This is a genomic window from Nocardiopsis aegyptia (assembly GCF_013410755.1).
Taxonomy (GTDB): domain Bacteria; phylum Actinomycetota; class Actinomycetes; order Streptosporangiales; family Streptosporangiaceae; genus Nocardiopsis; species Nocardiopsis aegyptia.
This window is the reverse complement of sequence record NZ_JACCFS010000001.1, coordinates 4,149,197-4,168,835: the sequence shown is the minus strand read 5'-3', so window position 1 is coordinate 4,168,835 and position 19,639 is coordinate 4,149,197. Positions and strand designations below refer to the sequence as shown.

General features: G+C 72.8%; 18 protein-coding genes. 12 read left to right on the top strand and 6 right to left on the bottom strand.

Annotated elements, in window-relative coordinates:
* Positions 1-172: 172 nt before the first annotated feature.
* Genes HNR10_RS18710 through HNR10_RS18690 form a run of 5 tightly spaced genes read left to right on the top strand, consistent with a single transcriptional unit; the run spans position 173 to position 5,743 of the window.
* On the top strand, positions 173-1,189 hold the full coding sequence (locus tag HNR10_RS18710) for a FecCD family ABC transporter permease (RefSeq protein ID WP_312889335.1): 1,017 nt from the start codon (positions 173-175) through the stop codon (positions 1,187-1,189).
* Positions 1,189-2,253: a FecCD family ABC transporter permease gene (locus HNR10_RS18705; RefSeq protein ID WP_179825340.1), complete on the top strand. Its 1,065-nt coding sequence runs from the start codon at positions 1,189-1,191 to the stop codon at positions 2,251-2,253. Before HNR10_RS18710 ends, HNR10_RS18705 begins: the two co-directional genes overlap by 1 nt.
* A 3-nt stretch (positions 2,254-2,256) precedes the next feature.
* Positions 2,257-3,111, top strand: coding sequence for an ABC transporter ATP-binding protein (locus HNR10_RS18700; RefSeq protein WP_179825339.1), 855 nt, complete (start codon positions 2,257-2,259; stop codon positions 3,109-3,111).
* Between the two features lie 51 nt (positions 3,112-3,162).
* Positions 3,163-4,182 (top strand): ABC transporter substrate-binding protein, encoded by a 1,020-nt coding sequence (locus HNR10_RS18695; protein ID WP_179825338.1) that lies wholly within the window; start codon positions 3,163-3,165, stop codon positions 4,180-4,182.
* Entirely contained in the window at positions 4,172-5,743 is a 1,572-nt protein-coding gene (locus tag HNR10_RS18690; RefSeq protein ID WP_179825337.1) for a (2,3-dihydroxybenzoyl)adenylate synthase, read from the top strand. The genes HNR10_RS18695 and HNR10_RS18690 overlap by 11 nt, the downstream gene beginning before the upstream one ends.
* A gap of 125 nt (positions 5,744-5,868) precedes the next feature.
* Here HNR10_RS18690 and HNR10_RS18685 read toward each other — a convergent pair whose 3' ends face one another.
* Positions 5,869-7,167 (bottom strand): salicylate synthase, encoded by a 1,299-nt coding sequence (locus HNR10_RS18685; RefSeq protein ID WP_312889334.1) that lies wholly within the window; start codon positions 7,165-7,167, stop codon positions 5,869-5,871.
* Positions 7,168-7,345: 178 nt separating this feature from the next.
* Here HNR10_RS18685 and HNR10_RS18680 point away from each other — a divergent pair, with 178 nt between their 5' ends.
* Positions 7,346-8,026 carry an SUKH-4 family immunity protein gene (locus HNR10_RS18680; protein WP_179825336.1) on the top strand — a complete coding sequence of 227 codons (681 nt, stop codon included), beginning with the start codon at positions 7,346-7,348 and terminating at the stop codon, positions 8,024-8,026.
* 193 nt (positions 8,027-8,219) lie between these two features.
* Here the strand turns inward: HNR10_RS18680 and HNR10_RS18675 are convergent, their stop codons facing one another.
* From HNR10_RS18675 to HNR10_RS18660, 4 genes are all read right to left on the bottom strand, one after another.
* Positions 8,220-9,107, bottom strand: a complete 888-nt coding sequence (locus tag HNR10_RS18675; protein WP_179825334.1) for an ABC transporter permease — start codon at positions 9,105-9,107, stop codon at positions 8,220-8,222.
* Positions 9,104-10,063, bottom strand: a complete 960-nt coding sequence (locus tag HNR10_RS18670) for an ABC transporter ATP-binding protein (protein ID WP_179825332.1) — start codon at positions 10,061-10,063, stop codon at positions 9,104-9,106. The genes HNR10_RS18675 and HNR10_RS18670 overlap by 4 nt, the downstream gene beginning before the upstream one ends.
* Positions 10,064-10,263: 200 nt before the next feature.
* Positions 10,264-10,680 carry a TIGR03668 family PPOX class F420-dependent oxidoreductase gene (locus HNR10_RS18665; RefSeq protein WP_179825329.1) on the bottom strand — a complete coding sequence of 139 codons (417 nt, stop codon included), beginning with the start codon at positions 10,678-10,680 and terminating at the stop codon, positions 10,264-10,266.
* A gap of 11 nt (positions 10,681-10,691) precedes the next feature.
* Positions 10,692-11,693 (bottom strand): TIGR00341 family protein, encoded by a 1,002-nt coding sequence (locus tag HNR10_RS18660; RefSeq protein ID WP_179825327.1) that lies wholly within the window; start codon positions 11,691-11,693, stop codon positions 10,692-10,694.
* A gap of 232 nt (positions 11,694-11,925) precedes the next feature.
* Between HNR10_RS18660 and HNR10_RS18655 the strand changes: the two genes are divergently transcribed.
* The 4 genes from HNR10_RS18655 to HNR10_RS18640 all read left to right on the top strand — a co-directional run bounded on the left by HNR10_RS18655 (position 11,926) and on the right by HNR10_RS18640 (position 16,020).
* Positions 11,926-12,495 (top strand): TetR/AcrR family transcriptional regulator, encoded by a 570-nt coding sequence (locus HNR10_RS18655; protein WP_179825325.1) that lies wholly within the window; start codon positions 11,926-11,928, stop codon positions 12,493-12,495.
* A gap of 96 nt (positions 12,496-12,591) precedes the next feature.
* Positions 12,592-13,050 carry a helix-turn-helix transcriptional regulator gene (locus tag HNR10_RS18650; RefSeq protein ID WP_376769797.1) on the top strand — a complete coding sequence of 153 codons (459 nt, stop codon included), beginning with the start codon at positions 12,592-12,594 and terminating at the stop codon, positions 13,048-13,050.
* Positions 13,051-13,055: 5 nt separating this feature from the next.
* The gene (locus HNR10_RS18645) at positions 13,056-13,466 is read left to right on the top strand and encodes a VOC family protein (protein WP_179825321.1); all 411 of its coding nucleotides are present in this window, start codon (positions 13,056-13,058) and stop codon (positions 13,464-13,466) included.
* Positions 13,467-13,626: 160 nt separating this feature from the next.
* On the top strand, positions 13,627-16,020 hold the full coding sequence (locus tag HNR10_RS18640) for an ATP-binding cassette domain-containing protein (RefSeq protein WP_179825319.1): 2,394 nt from the start codon (positions 13,627-13,629) through the stop codon (positions 16,018-16,020).
* On the opposite strand, the gene HNR10_RS18635 is transcribed toward HNR10_RS18640, so the two are convergent.
* Positions 15,983-16,297 carry a hypothetical protein gene (locus HNR10_RS18635; protein WP_179825317.1) on the bottom strand — a complete coding sequence of 105 codons (315 nt, stop codon included), beginning with the start codon at positions 16,295-16,297 and terminating at the stop codon, positions 15,983-15,985. The genes HNR10_RS18640 and HNR10_RS18635 overlap by 38 nt on opposite strands.
* Before the next feature lie 396 nt (positions 16,298-16,693).
* Between HNR10_RS18635 and HNR10_RS18630 the strand changes: the two genes are divergently transcribed.
* Positions 16,694-18,259, top strand: a complete 1,566-nt coding sequence (locus HNR10_RS18630) for an FAD-dependent oxidoreductase (RefSeq protein WP_179825315.1) — start codon at positions 16,694-16,696, stop codon at positions 18,257-18,259.
* Between the two features lie 220 nt (positions 18,260-18,479).
* A complete protein-coding gene (locus HNR10_RS18625; protein ID WP_312889503.1) occupies positions 18,480-19,631 on the top strand; it encodes a calcium/sodium antiporter in 1,152 nt (383 codons plus the stop codon).
* Positions 19,632-19,639: the final 8 nt, after the last annotated feature.

Here is a 19,639-nt window from a genome sequence, read left to right as displayed (position 1 = left end):
TAGCTTAGGCATGCCTAAGCTTCAATAGCCCGGGCGAGCCGGACGAACGCCGCGAACCATCGGCACAACACGGGTTTCCCCACGTTTACGCGGGTAGGACACGGTCCGGCAGGAAATCCGGGTTTAAGTTAGCCTTGCCTAAGAGATCGGTTATGCTCCCCCTGTGACTCGCGTGACGACCCCCTCAGCGCGCCGCACCGCGCCACGCGTGGTCGGCCTCCTCGTGGCCGCCATCGCCCTGGCCGCCGTGCTCCTGCTGTCGATCATGATCGGCAGCAAGAGCATCCCCCCGGGCGAGGTCCTACGACTCCTGTTCTCGCCAGAAGCGGGCGAGAACTCGGCCATCGTCAACGGCATGCGCCTCTCGCGCACGCTTTTCGGCCTGGCCGCAGGGCTCGCCCTGGGCATGTCCGGATCCCTCATGCAGGGGCTGACGCGCAACCCGCTGGCCGACCCCGGACTGCTCGGCGTCAGCGCCGGCGCCGCCCTCGGCGTCGTCCTCAGCACGATGCTGTTCGGCGTGACCTCGCTCTACGGCTACATCTGGTTCGCGTTCGCCGGTGCGCTCGTGGCCACCACGGTGGTCTACGCGCTGGGCGGGCTCGGCCGCGGCGGTGCCCACCCCGCCAAGCTCGCCCTGGCGGGCGCGGCGGTCAGCGCGCTCCTGCAGTCCGCCATCGGAGCGATGCTGCTGCTGGACGCCGCCACCCTGGACGATTACCGCTTCTGGGTGGTCGGATCGCTCAACATCACCGACCGGGCGCCGCTGTTCCAGGCGCTGCCCTTCATGCTCGCCGGGGCGGTCCTGGCGGTCACCACCGCGCCCGCGCTCAACAACCTCTCCCTCGGCGACGACGTCGCCCGCTCCCTCGGCCAGGACGTGCGCGCGGTCCGGCTGCGCGGCATCCTCGCGGTGACCCTCCTGGCCGGCGGCGCGACCGCCGTGTGCGGACCGATCGCCTTCGTCGGCCTGGTCGTGCCGCACATCGCCCGGGCGATCACCGGCCCCGACCACCGCTGGGTGCTCGCCTACTCCGCCCTGCTCGCGCCCGTCCTGCTGCTCGCCGCCGACGTCCTCGGCCGTGTGCTCGCCGGCCGGTCGGAGATCCACGTGGGCATCGTGGTCGCCTTCCTCGGCGCCCCCTTCTTCATCGCCCTGGTCCGACGACGCGGTCTCCCGGAGCTGTGATGGCCATCCGAACCCCTCTCCTGCACACCGAGCGCCTCGGCTCGCAGACGCTCTACCGCGTGCGGCGCGGCCCCTCGGGCGTCTGGCGCCCCCGGCCGCTCCTGGTCGGCGCGGCGCTGACCGTGCTGGTCGTGGCCGCCTTCACGGCGGAACTGGTCACCGGCCGCTTCCCCGTCAGCGCGGCCGAGGCGATCGGCGCCCTGTTCTGGTACGGCGAGCAGTCCACCGTGGACGTGGTCTACGGCCTGCGCCTGCCGCGCGCCCTGGTCGGGCTGCTGGCGGGTGCCGCGTTCGCCGTCTCCGGCGCGATCTTCCAGACGCTGGCCCGCAACGCGCTGGCCAGCCCGGACGTGATCGGTGTGACGGCGGGCGCCAACGCGGCCGCGGTCGCCGGGCTCGTCCTGGGCGCCGGCGCGGGCCTGTCGACCGCCGTGCTGGCCCTGCTCGGCGCCGCCGCCAGCGCGGTGGCGATCTACGCCCTGGCCTGGAAGAACGGGGCCACGGGATACCGGATCATCCTCATCGGCATCGGCATCTCCGCGCTGTGCACGAGCATCACCGCCTACCTCCTCCAGCGCGCCGACCTCTTCCAGGCCCAGCGCGCGGTGGTCTGGCTGACCGGCAGCATCAACATGCGCGAGTGGACGCACGTCGTCCCGCTCGCCGCCGCCGTCGCCGTCCTGCTGCCCGTCGCCTTCGTGCTCGGCCGCCACCTGGCCGCGCTCACACTGGGCGACGACACCGCCCGAGGGCTCGGCGTACCGGTCCAGCGCAGCCGCGCCGTGCTGCTCTTCACCGCCGTCGGCCTGGCCGCCTTCGCCACCGCCGCCGCCGGACCCATCGCGTTCGTGGCGCTCATCGCGCCGCAGGTCGCGCTGCGCCTGGTGGGGCGGCCGACCCCGCCGATGGCCGCGTCCGCGCTGACGGGGGCGTTCATCGTCCTCGCCGGCGACATGGCCGCCCGCCCCTTCGATCTGCCCGTCGGCGTGGTCACCGGCCTCGTCGGCGCGGCGGGACTGATGTGGCTGCTCGCCCGCGCCAACCGCACCGGACAGGGAGCCTGAGCAATGACCGACACACCCACCGCCGGCCCCGGCGCCGCCGCCGGCTCCCCCGCGCCCGACACCGGCCTATCCGGCCGCGCCCTGAGCGTGGCCTACGACGATCGGCCGGTGCTGGAGGGCGTGGACGTCGACATCCCGACCGGCCGCACGACCGTGATCGTCGGCGCCAACGCCTGCGGCAAGTCCACGCTGCTGCGGACGCTCTCGCGCCTGATCAGCCCCAGGGCCGGGACCGTGCTCCTGGACGGCGAGTCCGTCCACCGCATGCGCACCCGCGACCTCGCCCGCCGGCTCGGCATCCTGCCCCAGTCGCCCTCCGCCCCCGAGGGCATGACCGTGCTGGAACTGGTCACCCGGGGCCGGAGCCCGCACCAGAGCGTGTGGCGGCAGTGGTCGGCCTCCGACAGCGCCACCGTGCGCCTGGCCCTGACCGCCACCGGCATGACCGACCTGGCCGACCGCCCCGTCGACCAGCTCTCCGGCGGGCAGCGCCAGCGCGCGTGGATCGCCATGTCACTGGCGCAGGACACGCCCACCCTGCTCCTGGACGAGCCCACCACCTTCCTCGACCTCGCCCACCAGATCGAGGTCCTCGACCTGATCGCCGACCTCAACCACGCGGGCGACCGCACGGTCGTGATGGTGCTGCACGACCTCAACCACGCCGGGCGCTACGCCGACCACATCGTCGCCATGAAGGACGGCGCGATCGTGGCCGAGGGCCCGCCCGGCGAGGTCATCACCACCGGCCTGGTCGCCGACGTCTTCGGACTGCGCTGCGAGGTGATCAGCGACCCGCTCAGCGGGACCCCGCTGGTCGTCCCCTTCGGCCGCCACCGCTGTGCCGACAGCGCCTGAGACCCCGCTCAGCAGGACCCCATCCCCCGACACCGAGCAGAAAGTACGCACATGCGCATCCTCACCACCACGGCGCGCCGCCACCCGGCCGCCGTCGCCGCCACCGGCGCGGCCCTGGCCGTCCTCCTCGCGGGCTGCGGTTCCACCGCGCCCACCGCGTCCGACGACGAGGAGACCGGCTCCGGCGGAGGCTGGGAGTACACCGACGACCGCGGTGAGACCATCTCCCTGGACGCGCCGCCGGAGAACGTCGTCGTCCAGGTGAACGCCGCCGCGGCCCTGGTCGACCTGGGCTTCGAGCCGACCGCCGTGTTCGGCCCGCGCGAGCTGGCCGACGGCGAGCCCGACCCCCAGGCGGGCGACGTCGACCCGGAGACCCCCTCGGTGGGCACCGAGTGGGGCGAGTTCGACATGGAGAGCTACCTGGCCCTGGAGCCGGACCTGGTCATCACGATCGCCTACGGCGACGCCCTCTGGTACGTGCCCGAGGAATCCACCGACCAGATCCAGGACGCCGCTCCGATCCTGGCCGTCCAGCTCCAGGACGTGCCCGCCGACGAGGCCGTGCAGAAGTTCACCGACCTGGCCGCCGCGCTGGGCGCCGACGTGGACTCCGAGGCCGTCACCGCGGCCCAGGAGGACTTCGACGCCGCCTCCGCCGAGCTGGCCGAGGCCGCCGAGGCCAACCCGGGTGTGTCGGTCATGGCGACCAACACCTCCGCCGACCTCATGAACGTCGCCAAGCCCGGCTTCTTCAGCGACCTGTCCTACTTCCAGGCGCAGGGCGTGGAGTTCGTGGAGCCCGACGGCGGCGAGGCCCCCAACTGGCACGACCTGAGCTGGGAGCAGGCCTCCACCTACGAGGCGGACGTCATCCTGGCGGACACCCGTCCCAACTCGCTGCCGGCCGACGAGCTCGCCGACATTCCGACCTGGGCCGAGCTGCCCGCCGTCCAGGCCGACCAGGTGGGCGGCTGGCACGCCGAGACGCCGATGTCCCACTCCAAGCTGGCGCCGGTGATCCGGGAGCTGGCCGAGCTGATCGAGGGCGCCGACCCCGATGTGGTCTGAGGAGTTCGCCGCGCGCTACCGCGAGCGCGGCTACTGGACCGGAACCACCCTCGGTGAGGTCCTGCGGGGTGCCGCCGCGCGGCACCCCGCCCGCACCGCGCTGGTCGACGGCGACACCCGGCTCACCTACGCGGAGCTGGACGCGCTGGCGAACCGGCGGGCGGCGGGGCTGCGCCGGAGGGGTCTGGCCGCGGGCGACAACGTCGTCGTCCAACTGGCCAACACCGCCGAGTTCCTCGTCACCACGTTCGCGCTGCTGCGCCTGGGCGCCCGGCCGGTGTACGCCCTCCCGGCGCACCGGCGCAGCGAGATCTCGTACCTCGTCGCGCACAGTGGCGCGGCGGCGTACGTGATCCCGGACCGGCACGCCGGGTTCGACTTCCGCGTGCTCGCCGGGGAGGTGGCGGACGACTCCGTGCGGGTCCTGGTCGACGGCGACCCGGGCCCGTACACCGCGCTGGCCGACGTCGACGCCGACCCGGTCGACCTGCCGGAGCCCGACCCGTCCTCGGTGGCCCTGTTTCTGCTCTCCGGGGGCACCACCGGCCTGCCCAAGCTGATCCCGCGCACCCACGACGACTACGCGTACAACCTGCGCGCCAGCGCCGAGGTGACGGGTATGGACGCGGAGACGGTCTACCTCGCGGCGCTGCCGGTCTCGCACAACTTCGCGCTGGCGTGCCCGGGGGTCCTGGGGACGCTGTACGCGGGCGGGACCGTCGTGATGGCACCGAGCCCCAGCCCCGCCGACGCCTTCGCCCTGATCGAACGCGAAGGAGTGACCGTCACCGCCCTGGTGCCGTCGCTGGCCCTGCTGTGGCTGGAGGCGGTCAAGGCGGTCCGCCGCGACCTGTCCAGCCTGCGCCTGCTCCAGGTGGGCGGCGCCCGGCTGGCCGAGGAACCGGCCCGCCGGATCCGGCCGGAGCTGGGGTGCGCCCTCCAGCAGGTGTTCGGCATGGCCGAGGGGCTGCTGAACTACACGCGCCTGGACGACCCCGAGGACGTGGTCGCCACCACCCAGGGGCGTCCCCTGTGCGAGGACGACGAGATCCGGATCGTGGACTCCGAGGGCGCGGAGGTGGCGCCCGGCGGGATCGGGGAGCTGCTCACCCGGGGGCCGTACACGCTGCGCGGCTACTACCGGGCCGAGGAGCACAACGCCCGGTCGTTCACGCCGGACGGCTTCTACGTCACCGGTGACCTGGTGCGGCGGCTGCCGACCGGCCACCTGGTGGTGGAGGGGCGCGTCAAGGACGTCATCAACCGGGGCGGGGAGAAGGTGCCGACCGAGGAGGTCGAGGACCACCTGATGACCCATCCGGCGGTGCGCGAGGCCGCCCTGGTGGGGGTGCCCGATCCGATGCTCGGCGAGCGCAGCTGCGCGTTCCTGCGGGTGCGCGACGGAGAGCGGGCGCCCGCGCTCAGGGAGCTGACGGCGTACCTGCGCGAGCGCGGCCTGGCCGACTACAAGCTGCCCGACCGGGTGGAGGTACGGGCCGAGTTCCCGTACACCGCGGTGGGCAAGGTGAGCAAGAAGGCCCTCGTCGAGGGCCTGTCGTGAAGCGGCGCGCCCCGGGGCGGCCAGGGCGGTTCACCGCTCCGGCCGCCCCGGGGCGGTGCCCGGGGGTTCCGGTCCCGAGGGGACGGGTTCCGGGGCGCGCTCGTCGCGCCGCCCCGGGACCGGTCCTAGACCGCGGCCTTCTCCCGGACGCGCCGGACCACGTGCGGGGCGACGCTGCCGAGCTTCTCGCACGTCTCCTCGTACTCGCGCTCGGGCGTGGAGTCGGCGACGACTCCGGCTCCGGCGCGCAGCCAGGCGCGCTCCCCGCTGCGGTAGATCGCCCGCAGCACCAGGGCCGCGTCGAGGGCGCCGTCGTCGGAGGCCATGAGCACCGCGCCCGCGTACAGGTCGCGCGGGGTGTCCTCCAGCGCGGTGATCCGGTCGTAGGCGGGGGCCTTGGGGATGCCCGAGGCGGTGATCGCCGGGAACAGGGCGGCGAAGGCGTCGAAGGCGGACCGGCCCTCGGCCAGCCGCCCGCCGACCCGGGACCCGAGGTGCTGGACGCTGCCGCGCTCCTTGACCGCCATGAACTCGCTCACCGCGACACTGCCGGGTTCGCAGATCCCGGTCAGCTCGTCACAGGCGAGCTTGACCGACGCGGCGTGCTCGAACACCTCCTTGGGGTCGGTCACCAGCTCCTGGCGGCGGGCGTCGTCGGCGGCACCGCCCCCGGTGAACGCGCGGGTGCCGGCCAGCGGCTGCGTGCACACGTGCCCGTCCGCGGTCACCTCGGCGACGGTCTCGGGGCTGAACCCGGCCGCCTGCCGTCCGCCCAGGTCCAGCAGGAAGGAGCGGGCGGGGGTGTTGTTGCGTCTGCCCCGCAGGTAGGTGGAGGGGAGGTCGACCTCGAAGGGCACGTCGACCGCCCGGGAGAGGATGACCTTGCCGAGCAGGCCGGTGCGGATGTCGGCGACGGCCTTGGCGACGGCGGTCTGGTAGGCGTCGCGGCCCGCCTCGTGTCTGGTGTCGACCGGTGTGGCCTCGTCGGGGACCTCCAGGGCCGGTGCGCAGACCAGTTCGCGCACCTGGGCGAGCCGTTCCTCGTCCACGCTGCGGATCAGGACGGCGTCCGTGCTCAGCCGGACCTCGGTCCGGGGGATGAACAGGTGGAGCAGGGGGCCGTCCGGGGCGGGGCGCCCGGCCAGCGCGTAGGCGAGTTCGAAGGCGGCCCAGCCGAAGGCGTTCCAGCCGGCCACGCCGGCGTCCGCCAACCGGGCGCGCACGGCCTCCAGCGGGCGGTCGCCGCCGGCCCTCAGGCTGCGGGCGTCGGCCACCACCTCGGCCAGGCGGTCCCCGGCCAGCCACCAGCGGCCCTCGCGCTCGTAGACGACGTGGTCCTCGAACAGTCCCGATCCGGCCAGCCGCACGACGGCCGCCATCGGGTCGAATCGACCGGGGATCCTCAACTCGTGGTACTGGCGCACGCGACCTCTCCTGGCAGAGCGACACGGAAGCACAAGGCTCCCTTAGGTTAGCCTTGCCTAATGTACAGCGCTCCGTGGTCGATGAAAAGTGCCCAGCGCACAGCGTTTGCGGGAACCGTCGCACCGGCCTCATAGCCTCCGTTCCGGAACGGCATCCGACACCGAACGGCGGACGGCGATGGACGACTGCGACGGCCGGCGGCTCCCCTTCCTGTGGGCCGTCGCCGCGCCCGATCCCGACCTGCTCGTCACCGCGGACCGGACGCACGCCGGGAGCGTGGAGCAGTGGGAGGTCGGCGACCACGACCGGACCACGCTGGACCTGTACCGGACCCGTATGGACCCCTGGCACGCACAGCACGTGTGGACCGTCACCGCGCCCGTACGGGACCTCGCCGCGGACGGCGACCGCGTCCACGTCCCCGGTACGGACGCCTGGGACGTACCCGAGAGCGGACTCCGCGCCCTACAGGCCTGCGGCCTCCCGGCGGCGCTCTTCGAGCACGGGTACGAGAGCCCGAGCAGGCGGCACTGGGACGCGGGGCCGCGCCACCTGGACTTCCATCTGCTCACCGGCGACCGGGGCGGACGCCCGTTCCGGGTCGAGCGGGGCACGGGCCGCGTGTCGAACCCGGCCGCGGACGCGGACGAGGAGCCGCTGGCCTCCTCGCTGGTGGCCTTCGTGGAGATCGCCTGGCGCTGGTACCACGTGGACCGCCTCCTGACCGAGGCGGACGTCCGCGGCGGGGAGTCGCCGCGCGACCAGGACGAGGCCGAGGCGGACTTCGCCGACCTCGTGCGGTGGATCGACCCGGAGTCGTGCTTCCCCGCCCTGTTCCCCCTGGTCGACGACCTGTAGACGGGCCTGCCCGCCGCTCGGAGGCGCCCCCGCCCCAGTGGCCGGGGCCGGGTCCGCCCGCCCCCGGTTCCAGGCCGTCGACCGCGGTCCTCGTGCGTCCGCGGCTCGGAGCTCGGTGCGCCGCCCGCCCGGCCGCGTTCCGGAGGCGGCACCCGTGCGTCCGCGGCTCGCACGCTTCGCTCCGGAGGCGGGCTCAGGCGTCGCGGCGGACCAGGACGGTCGCGCCGGCCGCGAAGGCCGCGACCGCCCAGCACGCGAGGACGGCACCGCCCGCGGCGGGCGAGAGCGCCTGGTCGAGCTCGCCGAGCACGAACGGGCTGTCGGCGAAGGAGATGCCGGCGAAGAACGGCATGCGGCACGCGAGGTAGAGGCCGAGTTCGCTGCCCAGCAGCATCAACATCACCGGCAGACCCATGAGCAGCATGAACACACAGGTCAGCGCTGCCGCGGCCGAGCGCAGCGCGGCTCCGACGCCCAGCGTCAGCACGGACACCGCCGCCAGGTAGGCCGCCGCCCTGAGCGCGTCCGCGGCGGCCGCGCCGGCGTCGAACACCACGTGCCCGCCGAAGTAGGGGTGCCCGGCCACCAGGACGGTCGCCAGGGTGCCCACCCCGGCCAGGAGCAGCCCGGCCACGAACACCGTCGCGGCCAGCGCCACGGCCTTGGCCACGAGGAGCCGCGACCGCGCGGGCACCGCCTGCAGGCTGGGCCGGATCGAACCGGACGAGTACTCGGCCGTGACCGAGGGCAGGGCGACGGCGATGATCGCGAACTGCACGGCCCACACCGTCGCGTAGAGGGCCATCTCCGAGGCGGGGATGTCGGCCGACGGCAGGTCGCCGTTGGCCATGTTGCTCGCGAGCGACAGCGCGGCGAAGGGCGCGACCGTACCCATCAGGACCAGGGCGGCGGCCAGTGCCCACCACGTGGAGCGGACCGAGCGGAGCTTGACCCACTCCGAGGACAGGGCCGCGGCCAGGTCGGACGCGGCACGGGCGGGTCCGGGCGGCCGGGAGCCACGGGAGGCCGCGCTGGACGTGGCAGGTGCGGTGGACGAGGGGGAAGTCGTGGACGCGGTCATGCTCGGCTCCTGTTCGAGGACGCGGCGGGGGTGGCGGAGGGGTCCGGGCACGGGTTCGGCGACGCGTACTGCACGCTGTCCCTCGTGAGTTCGCGGTAGGCCTGCTCCAGGGAGGCGGCACGCGGGCTCAGCTCGTGCAGGGCGACCCCGGCCCGGTGGGCCAGCTCCCCCACCCGCTCCATCTCCGCCCCGGTGACCACGAGTTCTCCGACCCCGACCCGCTCCACCCCGGCGCCCTCGGACTCCAGCGCGGACACCAGGTCCTCCGGGTGCGGTGCGCGCACCCGCACCGCCGTCCAGGCGCTGTTCGCGATCACCTCCGCCAGCGGCGCGTCGGCCAGCAGGCTGCCGCGGCCGATCGCCACGAGGCGGTCGGCGGTCTGCTGCATCTCGCTCATCAGGTGGCTGGAGACGAAGACCGTGCGCCCCTCCGCCGCCAGGGACCGCATGAGCTCGCGGACCCACAGCACCCCGTCCGGGTCGAGTCCGTTGACCGGCTCGTCCAGGACGAGCAGTTCCGGGTCGCCCAGCAGGGCGGCGGCGATCCCCAGCCGCTGGCTCATCCCCAGGGAGAAGGTGCCCGCGCGCCGACGGGCCACGGACTCCAGTCCCACGGTCTCCAGGACCTCGTCCACCCGGCGGCCGGGGATGCGGTGCGTACGCGCCAGGGCGAGCAGGTGGGACCGGGCGCTGCGCCCGGGGTGGACGGCCTTGGCGTCGAGCACGGCGCCGACGTGGTGCAGCGGCCGGTCCAGCTCGCGGTAGGGCCGCCCGCCGATCAGGGCCGTGCCCGCGGTGGGGCGGTCGAGCCCGAGCACCATCCGCATCGTCGTGGTCTTGCCCGCGCCGTTCGGCCCGAGGAAACCGGTGACCAGGCCCGGCCGTACCTCCAGGTCCAGTGAGTCGACGGCGAGTGTGTCGCCGTAGCGCTTGGTCAGTCCCCGCAGGGTGATCATGGCCCGTTCCCGTCGGTCGGTTCGTCAACGTGTCCGACCCTAGGAACCGGGTACCTCCGCGCACCATGAGGCCGACCGTCGACCCGGGTGCGGCCGCCACCCGCCTCGGGGGTGGTGCCTGCCCCAGGTCGGGTCCGCCCGGCGAGCCCGCCGCCCGCTCATGGGAACGACCACCGCGCGACCACCGCGCCCCCGGCGGACTACCGGAACGACCATCCCGACCAGTGCACGACGGTCACCAGGATGATGGCCCCGTCCGGCGGCGCCTCCGCGTACTGGGCGTAGCGGGCGACGAGGCGCGCACGCGCGTCGGACCAGGCCGCTCCCTCGTGCTCGACGCGCGCGAACCCGTCCGCCCGCGCCCACCACAGGCGCTCCCAGTCGTCGCTGTACTCGTCGGTGAGCAGGGACACGCGCGGGTTCTCCGCGATGTTGCGGAGCCGGCGCAGGGCACGGGAGCGCTTCGGCTTGTCGTCCACGGCGATGGCGACCGTGTCCGCGTGGGCGGCGAAGGTCACCGGCACCAGGTGCGGGCGCCCGATCGCGTCGACCGTGGCGAGTCTGGCGACGCTGCTCGCCGCGAACCTCTCCCGGGCCCGTTCGACGTTCCACCTCATGTCCGCCCTCCTCAGCTCCCGGTCTGCCCCGCTTCGACACGCTGTCCGCGGGTCGTCTCGACGATGACGGGGATACCCGGGGGGATCTGCCCGTCGAGCCGATCGACCAGGTCGTCGGTCGGCGGGAGGTCCTCCCGTGTGCGCACGTCGACGTGCAGCGACCGCGAGTGCATGGTCACGCCGGTCACGGTGGCGGACGGCTCGTCGGCCAGCCACTCCCGGGCGGCGGACTCCCCCCGCCCGGTCCAGACGTGGATGAGCACGTTGAGCGTGGTGTTGGCCACCAGGAGCAGCAGCACGGCCGCGAACAGCAGGCCCAGGGCCGTGTACGCCCTGCGCGAGGAGTGCCCGGTGTCGCTGCTCTCCGGTGTGCTGTAGCCGGAGGCCGCGAAGACGACCATGCCCGCGAAGACCAGGGCGAGGAGGTTGGACAGGAACAGCACCAGGGCGCCCAGGGCCAGCCAGAACGCGCCGTGCCCCAGGCACACCCCCACGACGACGAGGGGCGGGACGAGGGAGATCGCGATCGCCACGCCGGGGAGCACGGCCGCGACGTCCTTGCGCGACAGGGCCACCGCGCCGGCCAGTCCGGTGGCCATCGCGGAGACCAGGTCGAGCAGGCCGGGCGAGGTGCGACCGGAGATCTGGCTGTTGCCGAGCAGATCGGCGCCTCCGGGCATCACCCATGAGAACAACAGCCCCACGGTGATCACGAGCAGACAGCCGAAGACGACCACGCGGGCCGATCGGGTCCGCCGTTTCTGGACCACGCCCAGGGCGATGCCCATGATCGGCGTGGACAGCGGGGCGATGATCATGGCGCCGATGACGGTGGCCGTGGAGTCCGTGAGCACTCCGCCGGCGGCGATGACCGCCGACAGCGTCAGCATCGTCCAGAAGGCGGACCGTTTGGACCGGCTGTCCCCGGCCGACAGGTCCACGCTGTCCGCCAGTTCGTCCAGCGATCGGCGCTGGTTGACGGGGAGGACGTGTCCGAGGATTCCGCTTCGCATGGGCCGAGTATCACCCGTGGGGCGGCCCCGCGAGCGGGCGACACGACGGACCGTCACGTCCTCGGCACAGGCGGGACCGCCGGGCTCGCGGCGAGCCGCGGGGGCGGTCCCCGGTCCGCGGCGGCGCTCTCCGGGCGTGGAGGGCGGTGGAGCGGGAGGCGCGTGGTCAGCGGACTCCGCCGGGCCATGTAGTACTACACTCATAGTGGTGTCAATCCCGAGGAGCCCCTGAATGCGGAAGAACCCCGAGCGCCGCGCGTCCCTGCTGGACGCCGCCATCGAAGTCCTCGCCCGTGAGGGCATGCGCGGCCTGACCTTCAGAGCCGTCGACACCGAGGCCGGTGTCCCGGGCGGGACGGCGTCCAACTACTTCGCCAACCGCGACGCCCTGCTCACCCAGATCGGCCACCGCTTCTACGAGCGCCTGGAGCCCAACGCCGCGCTCATCGCCCAGGCGCAGGAGGGGCCGCGCGACCGCGCCAAGGTCGTCGCGCTCATGCACGAGCTGGTCGAGCGGGTCAGCTCCTTCCGCTCCGGCTACCTGGCCCTCATCGAGCTGCGCCTGGAGGCGACCCGCCGCCCCGAACTGCGCCGTCTGCTCACCGAGCGGATCCGCGCCGACGTCGACGCCAACATCGACTTCCACCTGGCGTCCGGGCTGCCCGGGGACCGGACGACCGTCGTCCAGCTCGTCCTGTCGCTCAACTGGCTGATCCTGGAGCGGCTCACCCTCCCGGACGTCTTCCCCGAGGAGCAGGTCCACGACCTCGTGACCGACCTCGTGGAGCGCGCCCTCCCCTGACGGCACACGGCCGCGCCCGGTCCCGCTCCCCGGCTGTCGTTCCTTGACCGGCCCTGGAACATGTCACCCTGGCCAACGCCGCGGGGACGTGGCACGATCACGCACGTGACCACCCGAGCCTCCGCGACACAGCACCTGAGCGATCTCGCCCGGCTGCGTCGTGTGCGTGACCGGATCGACCGGGAGTACGCGCTTCCCCTGGACGTGGAGGCGCTCGCCCGGGGCGTGAACATGTCGGCGGGACACCTGAGCCGCCGGTTCCGGCAGGCCTACGGGGAGTCGCCGTACTCCTACCTGATGACGCGGCGGATCGAGCGGGCGATGGCCCTGCTGCGCCGGGGCGGCCTGAGCGTCACCGAGGTCTGCTTCGAGGTCGGCTGCTCGTCGCTGGGCACGTTCAGCACCCGCTTCACCGAGCTCGTGGGCGTGCCGCCCAGCGTCTACCGCCGCCAGGCCGAGCGCGCCACCGAGGGCATGCCCTCCTGCGTGGCCAAACAGGTCACCAGACCGGTCAGGAATCGAGAAGCGTCGGCCCAGGGCCCCGGCCTAGATTGACTCCCATGGACATCACGATTCACCAGAGCTTTCTTCCGCACACGGACCCCGACGCCTCGCTGGCCTTCTACCGCGACTCGCTCGGCTTCGAGGTCAGGGCCGACGTCGGCTACGGCGACATGCGCTGGATCACGGTCGGCCCGACCGACCAGCCCAGCACGTCCATCGTCCTGGAGCCGCCCGCCGCCGACCCCGGCGTCACCGACGACGAGCGCCGCACCATCGCCGAGATGATGGCCAAGGGCACCTACGCCGGCGTCAACCTGGGGACGCCCGACCTCGACGCCACCTTCGCGAAGCTGCGGGAGAGCGGCGCCGAGATCGTCCAGGAGCCGGTCGACCAGCCCTACGGCATCCGCGACTGCGCCTTCCGCGACCCCGCGGGCAACATGATCCGGATCCAGGAACTGCGCTGAGCCCCGCCGCCGCGCGCCGCCCGCACCCGGTGCGCCGAACCGGAACACCCCCGGGCGCGCCGGCGCCGCCGTACGGCGGCACACGCGCTCGGACCCCGCCCTTCGGCGGGGACGCCCTTCCAGACCACAGCCCCTTCCCGCCCCCACAGACGGAGACACGATGAGCACGCCCACGGGGACCGGCGCACCGGCGCCCGCACAGCACGAGGCCGACAGCCACGACCTCATCCGCGTGTACGGAGCGCGGGTGAACAACCTCAAGGACATCAGTGTCGAGATCCCGAAGCGGCGGCTGACGGTCTTCACCGGCGTCTCCGGCTCGGGCAAGAGCTCGCTGGTGTTCGGTACCATCGCCGCCGAGTCGCAGCGGCTGATCAACGAGACCTACAGCACCTTCGTGCAGGGCTTCATGCCGACGATGGCGCGCCCCGAGGTGGACGTCCTCGACGGTCTGACGACGGCGATCCTCGTCGACCAGGAGCGGATGGGGGCCGACCCCCGTTCCACGGTCGGCACCGCCACCGACGCCAACGCGATGCTGCGCATCCTCTTCAGCCGGGCCGGGCAACCGCACATCGGCTCGCCGCAGGCGTTCTCCTTCAACGTCGCCTCCATCAGCGGCGCGGGCGCGGTGACCCTGGAGCGCGGCGGCAAGACGACCAAGGAGCGGCGCAGCTTCAGCGTCACCGGCGGCATGTGCCCGCGCTGCGAGGGCCGGGGCACGGTCAACGACATCGACCTCAGCCAGCTCTACGACGACTCCAAGTCGCTGTCCGAGGGCGCGTTCACCATCCCCGGCTGGAAGTCGGACAGCCTGTGGACGGTGAAGGTCTACGCCCAGTCGGGCTTCGTCGACCCGGACAAGCCGATCCGCGAGTACACGAAGAAGGAGATGCAGGACTTCCTTTACCACGACCCGGTCAAGGTCAAGGTCGAGGGCGTCAACCTCACCTACGAGGGTCTGATCCCCAAGATCCGCAAGTCCTTCCTGTCTAAGGACCGCGAGGGGATGCAGCCGCACATCCGGGCGTTCGTGGACCGGGCGGTCACCTTCACGACCTGCCCCGACTGCGACGGCACCCGGCTCAGCGAGTCCGCGCGCTCGTCCAAGATCGAGGGCGTCAGCATCGCCGACGCCTGCGCCATGCAGATCAGCGACCTGGCCGCGTGGGTCCGCGACCTCGATGTGCCCGGCGTGGCACCGCTGCTCGCCAAGCTCGGCCACACGCTCGACTCGTTCGTGGAGATCGGGCTGGGCTACCTCTCGCTCGACCGGCCGGCGGGCACGCTGTCCGGTGGTGAGGCCCAGCGCGTGAAGATGATCCGGCACCTCGGGTCGTCCCTGACCGACGTCACCTACGTCTTCGACGAGCCCACCATCGGCCTGCACCCCCACGACATCCAGCGGATGAACAACCTGCTGCTGCGGCTCCGGGACAAGGGCAACACGGTGCTCGTCGTGGAGCACAAGCCGGAGACGATCGCGATCGCCGACCACGTCGTCGACCTCGGCCCGCGCGCCGGGACCGAGGGCGGAACCGTGTGCTTCGAGGGCGGCGTCGAGGGGCTGCGGACCAGCGGCACCCTCACCGGACACCACCTGGACGACCGCGCCGAGCTCAAGGAGAAGGTCCGCACGCGGACCGGCGCCCTGGAGATCCGCGGTGCGACGGCGCACAACCTGCGCGACGTCGACGTGGACATCCCGCTGGGCGTGCTGACCGTCATCACCGGCGTCGCCGGCTCCGGCAAGAGCTCGCTCGTCCACGGGTCGATCCCCGCCGGCGAGGACGTCGTGGCGATCGACCAGACCGCGATCCGCGGCTCGCGGCGCAGCAACCCGGCGACCTACACCAAGCTGCTCGACCCGATCCGCAAGGCGTTCGCCAAGGCCAACGGTGTGAAGCCGGCGCTGTTCAGCGCCAACTCCGAGGGCGCCTGCCCGAACTGCAACGGCGCCGGGGTGATCTACACCGACCTGGGCATCATGGCCGGAACCGCCACCACCTGCGAGGAGTGCGAGGGCAAGCGGTTCCAGGCCTCGGTGCTGGAGCACCGCCTCGGCGGGCGTGACATCAGCGAGGTGCTGGCGATGTCGGTGGCCGAGGCCGAGGAGTTCTTCGGTGCGGGCGAGGCGCGCACACCGGCCGCGCACACCATCCTCCGGCGCCTCGACGACGTCGGGCTGGGCTACCTGCGCCTGGGCCAGCCGCTCACGACGCTCTCCGGCGGCGAGCGGCAGCGGCTCAAGCTCGCCACCCACATGGTGGAGAAGGGCGGGGTCTACGTCCTGGACGAGCCGACCACCGGCCTGCACCTGGCCGACGTCGAGCACCTGCTCGCCCTGCTCGACCGGCTCGTCGACTCCGGCAAGTCGGTGATCGTCATCGAGCACCACCAGGCGGTCATGGCGCACGCCGACTGGATCATCGACCTCGGTCCGGGCGCGGGCCACGACGGCGGCCGGGTCGTGTTCGAGGGCACGCCGGCCGACCTCGTCGCCGACCGCACGACCCTCACCGGGGAGCACCTCGCGGAGTACGTGGGCGCCTGAGCAGCGCCCCGCACACGCCGAAGGCCACGGGGACGACGGCCGGCACGGACACGAGGAGCGCCGTGACGGCCCGTTCCTGCCGGGCGAGCGCACACTGGTCCCTCGTCCAGGAGTCGAGCCGTTCGTTGTGGAAGAGCGGGTCGCCCGGGTGGAACACCAACGGGACGACGGGGTGGCAGGGGCTGGGTTCGTGCGAGCCCAGGTGGTGGCTCGGCGGTGTCACGAGCAGCAGGAGCACGCCGACCGAGCAGACGGCCGCGATCACCAGCCCTGCCACCAGCGCGCGCCTGGGCCGTCGGCCCGCGTGGGGCGGAGTCCCTGCTCCGGGTGTTCGCACGTGTGGCCTCGGCTTTCGTGGAGGTGGGCGATCCGCCTGTGCCGGCACGGATCCTTCGTCGACCGCACAGTCCGATGCCCGACGGGTCGCCCGGGTTCGGGCGGCGGCACCGGCACGGCCCCGGGCCCGGCGTCCCAGGGGGCGCCCGGTGTGCGTCTGATGCGCACCCTGGGCACGCTCCGGGACGTGCCGCTCGCCCGGGGGAGCCGGTTTCGGTTCGGCACCAAAGCCGCGACCAGCATCCATAACCGACAGAAGTGGCATGATCACTTTTCGCGTTCGGTCACTCCGGGTATCCAGCCTGCGTCCCGTTCCCTCCCAGGACAGGCGGCCCACATGACCCATGGCCACGGCATCCCTCCCACCACCACCATCGCGCCCGCCGACAAGCGCTACGCCGCGCTCAGCCGCGGGTTCAACCAGCGCTGGATCGCCCGGCCCGACTACGTCCGGCTCGTGGGTTCGCCCGACGGCGTCGCCCGGGCCCTGTCCGAGGCCGTCAACCAGGAGGGCGGGCACCCCGACCGCACCCGGATCACCGTGCGGTCGGGGGGCCACTGCTACGAGGACTTCGTCTGCGGCGACGACGTCCGCGTGATCCTGGACGTCGGACCGATGTGCGGGATCTACTTCGACCCGGCGCTGGAGGCGTACTGCGTCGAGTCCGGGGCGACCAACTGGCACACGTACAGCCACCTGTACCCGCTCAGCGGGCGGGCCCTGCCCGGCGGCTCCTGCTACTCCGTGGGCACCGGCGGCCACATCACCGGCGGTGGCTTCGGCCTGCTCTCCCGCCAGCAGGGGCTCACCGTGGACTACCTGTACGCGGTGGAGGTCGCGGTCGTGCGTCCCGACCGCTCGGTCGAACTCGTCCTGGCCACCCGCGACGACCCCGACCCCGACCGCCGCGACCTGCTGTGGGCGCACACCGGAGGCGGCGGCGGGAACTTCGGGGTGGTGACCCGGTTCTGGTTCCGCGACCTGCCCGAACCGCCGTCGAAGGTCCTTCTGACCGCCCGTTCCTGGAACTGGTCGGACTTCACCAAGGAGGAGTTCGCGAAGCTGGTCACGGCCTACGGCGAGTACTTCCGCGACCACCAGGATCCGGAGGAGGCGTCCGGGAAGCTGTTCGCGATGCTCAAGCTCAACCACATGAGCAACGGGGAGATCGGACTCCTCGCGCAGGTCGACGACGACGATCCCCGGGGCGCGAAGGCCCTGGAGCACTTCCTCGACTCCGTCGACGGCCGTATCCGGCCGAAGTCCGCCCAGATGGCCGCGCCCATGGGCGAGCACCCGCCGGTCCAGGGCATGCGCGTGCCCCGGAGGCTGCCCTGGCTGACCGCCACCCAGGCGATCAACTCCTCCGGCGAGAACCGGTGCGGCAAGTACAAGTCCGCCTACCTGCGCCGCCCCTTCAGCCCGGCACAGATCGAGGCCATGTGGGCCTACCTGGGCAAGGAGCACTACACCGACTACGTCAACAAGGAGGCGCTGATCCAGGTCGACTCCTACGGGAGCGCCATCAACCGGCCGCCCCGGCCGACCGCCGTCCCCCAGCGCGACTCCATCCTCAAGCTCCAGTTCCAGGTGTACTGGAAGCGCGTCGAGGAGGAGGCCGACGTGAACCGGCACATCGCGTGGATCCGCGACATCTACCGCAAGACCTTCGCCTCCACCGGGGGCGTCCCGGCGATCGGCGAGGCCACGGACGGCTGCTACATCAACTACCCGGACGCCGACCTGAGCGACTCGTCCTGGAACGGCTCCGGCGACCGGTGGTCGAAGCTCTACTACAAGGACGCCTATCCCCGCCTCCAGCGGGTCAAGCGGCGCTGGGACCCGCTCAACGTGTTCCACCACCGCCAGTCGGTGGAACTCCCCGCGGACGGGGGCTCCTAGGGTGCGCGTGGCCGCGGGAGCCGCCCGCGCACGGCGACGCGCCGTGAACGCCGGCCGGCGGATGCGGCACAGACCCGGGACGGCGAGCGCCGAGCAGGCCGGGCGCGCTCCGCGGTCCGGCCGAGCGATACGTTGTGGCCTGCATGAGAAGAGCCTGCGGTGAATGGTGATGCCAGACGCGGCGGGGTGAGGCGATCGAGGGGTTCACGTGGGCGCATTGGTGGTTCTCGCTCTGTTGGCGGGATTGGCTCTGCTGGTGGTCGGAGGGGAGTCGCTCGTACGCGGCGCCGGCTCACTGGCTCGGAAACTGGGGATGTCCTCGCTGGTCGTGGGCCTGACCGTGGTGTCGTTCACGACGTCGGCGCCTGAGCTGGCGGTCAGCACCGACGCCGCGCTCTCGGGGTATCCGGGCCTGGCCGTGGGCAACGTCGTGGGCAGCAACATCGCCAACATCCTGCTGGTGTTGGGCGCGTCGGCGCTCTTTGTTCCCCTCGCCGTGAACTCGCAGGTCGTGCGGGCCGACATCCCCGTGATGGCCGGACTGTCGGTGCTCGTTCTCCTGATGGCCCTGGACGGGAGCCTGGGCCGCTTCGAGGGCGCCGTCCTGCTGGCCGCCCTGGTGGCCTACGTCACCGTCACGGTGCTCGTCTCCCGGCGGCGGGCCGCGGGCGGCCCGGCCTCACAGACCGACGCCGACGGCACCGGTCCGGACGCGGACGCGGACTCCGGCACGGACGGCCCGGGCCGCGCCGCCGCACGGCCGCGGCCGCTCCTGATGGACGTGGCGCTCGTGGTCCTGGGCGCGGCCCTGCTCGTGGTGGGGGCACGCCTGCTGGTGTACGGGGCCAGTGCGATCGCGTCGGCGCTCGGGGTGAGCGACCTGCTCGTCGGACTGACCGTGGTCGCGGTCGGCACGTCGCTGCCCGAGCTCGTGACCAGCGTCGTCGCGGTGATGCGGGGCGAGCGCGACATGGCGGTGGGCAACATCGTGGGCAGCAACGTGTTCAACATCGGCGCGGTGCTCGGCCTGACCGCCATCATCTCCCCCGAGGGGATCGCCGTCGCGCCCGCGGCCCTGCGCTTCGATCTGCCGATCATGGTCGCGGTCTCCCTGGTCCTGCTGCCGATCGCCCTCACCCGGCTGGACGTGGCCCGCTGGGAGGGCGCCCTGCTCGTCGGCTTCTACGCCGCCTACCTCGCCTACCTGGTCGTGGAGGCGACCGAGCACGCGGCTCTGGGGCCCTTCAGCGCCGCGATGCTGTGGTTCGTCATCCCGCTCACCGTGGTGTGGCTGTTGTCGGTGACGGTCCACGAGCTGCGCACCCGCCGCCGCGGGGGGAGAGCCGGGTCCACGCACTCGGAACGGGTGTGAGGAGGCGG

Coding starts and splice junctions, on each gene's coding strand:
- HNR10_RS18640 (WP_179825319.1), top strand. CDS start 13,627: ATGAGCACGCCCACGGGGACCGGCGCACCGGCGCCCGCACAGCACGAG.
- HNR10_RS18630 (WP_179825315.1), top strand. CDS start 16,694: ATGACCCATGGCCACGGCATCCCTCCCACCACCACCATCGCGCCCGCC.
- HNR10_RS18690 (WP_179825337.1), top strand. CDS start 4,172: ATGTGGTCTGAGGAGTTCGCCGCGCGCTACCGCGAGCGCGGCTACTGG.
- HNR10_RS18655 (WP_179825325.1), top strand. CDS start 11,926: ATGCGGAAGAACCCCGAGCGCCGCGCGTCCCTGCTGGACGCCGCCATC.
- HNR10_RS18645 (WP_179825321.1), top strand. CDS start 13,056: ATGGACATCACGATTCACCAGAGCTTTCTTCCGCACACGGACCCCGAC.
- HNR10_RS18670 (WP_179825332.1), bottom strand. CDS start 10,063: ATGATCACCCTGCGGGGACTGACCAAGCGCTACGGCGACACACTCGCC.
- HNR10_RS18675 (WP_179825334.1), bottom strand. CDS start 9,107: ATGACCGCGTCCACGACTTCCCCCTCGTCCACCGCACCTGCCACGTCC.
- HNR10_RS18695 (WP_179825338.1), top strand. CDS start 3,163: ATGCGCATCCTCACCACCACGGCGCGCCGCCACCCGGCCGCCGTCGCC.
- HNR10_RS18660 (WP_179825327.1), bottom strand. CDS start 11,693: ATGCGAAGCGGAATCCTCGGACACGTCCTCCCCGTCAACCAGCGCCGA.
- HNR10_RS18680 (WP_179825336.1), top strand. CDS start 7,346: ATGGACGACTGCGACGGCCGGCGGCTCCCCTTCCTGTGGGCCGTCGCC.
- HNR10_RS18665 (WP_179825329.1), bottom strand. CDS start 10,680: ATGAGGTGGAACGTCGAACGGGCCCGGGAGAGGTTCGCGGCGAGCAGC.
- HNR10_RS18705 (WP_179825340.1), top strand. CDS start 1,189: ATGGCCATCCGAACCCCTCTCCTGCACACCGAGCGCCTCGGCTCGCAG.
- HNR10_RS18700 (WP_179825339.1), top strand. CDS start 2,257: ATGACCGACACACCCACCGCCGGCCCCGGCGCCGCCGCCGGCTCCCCC.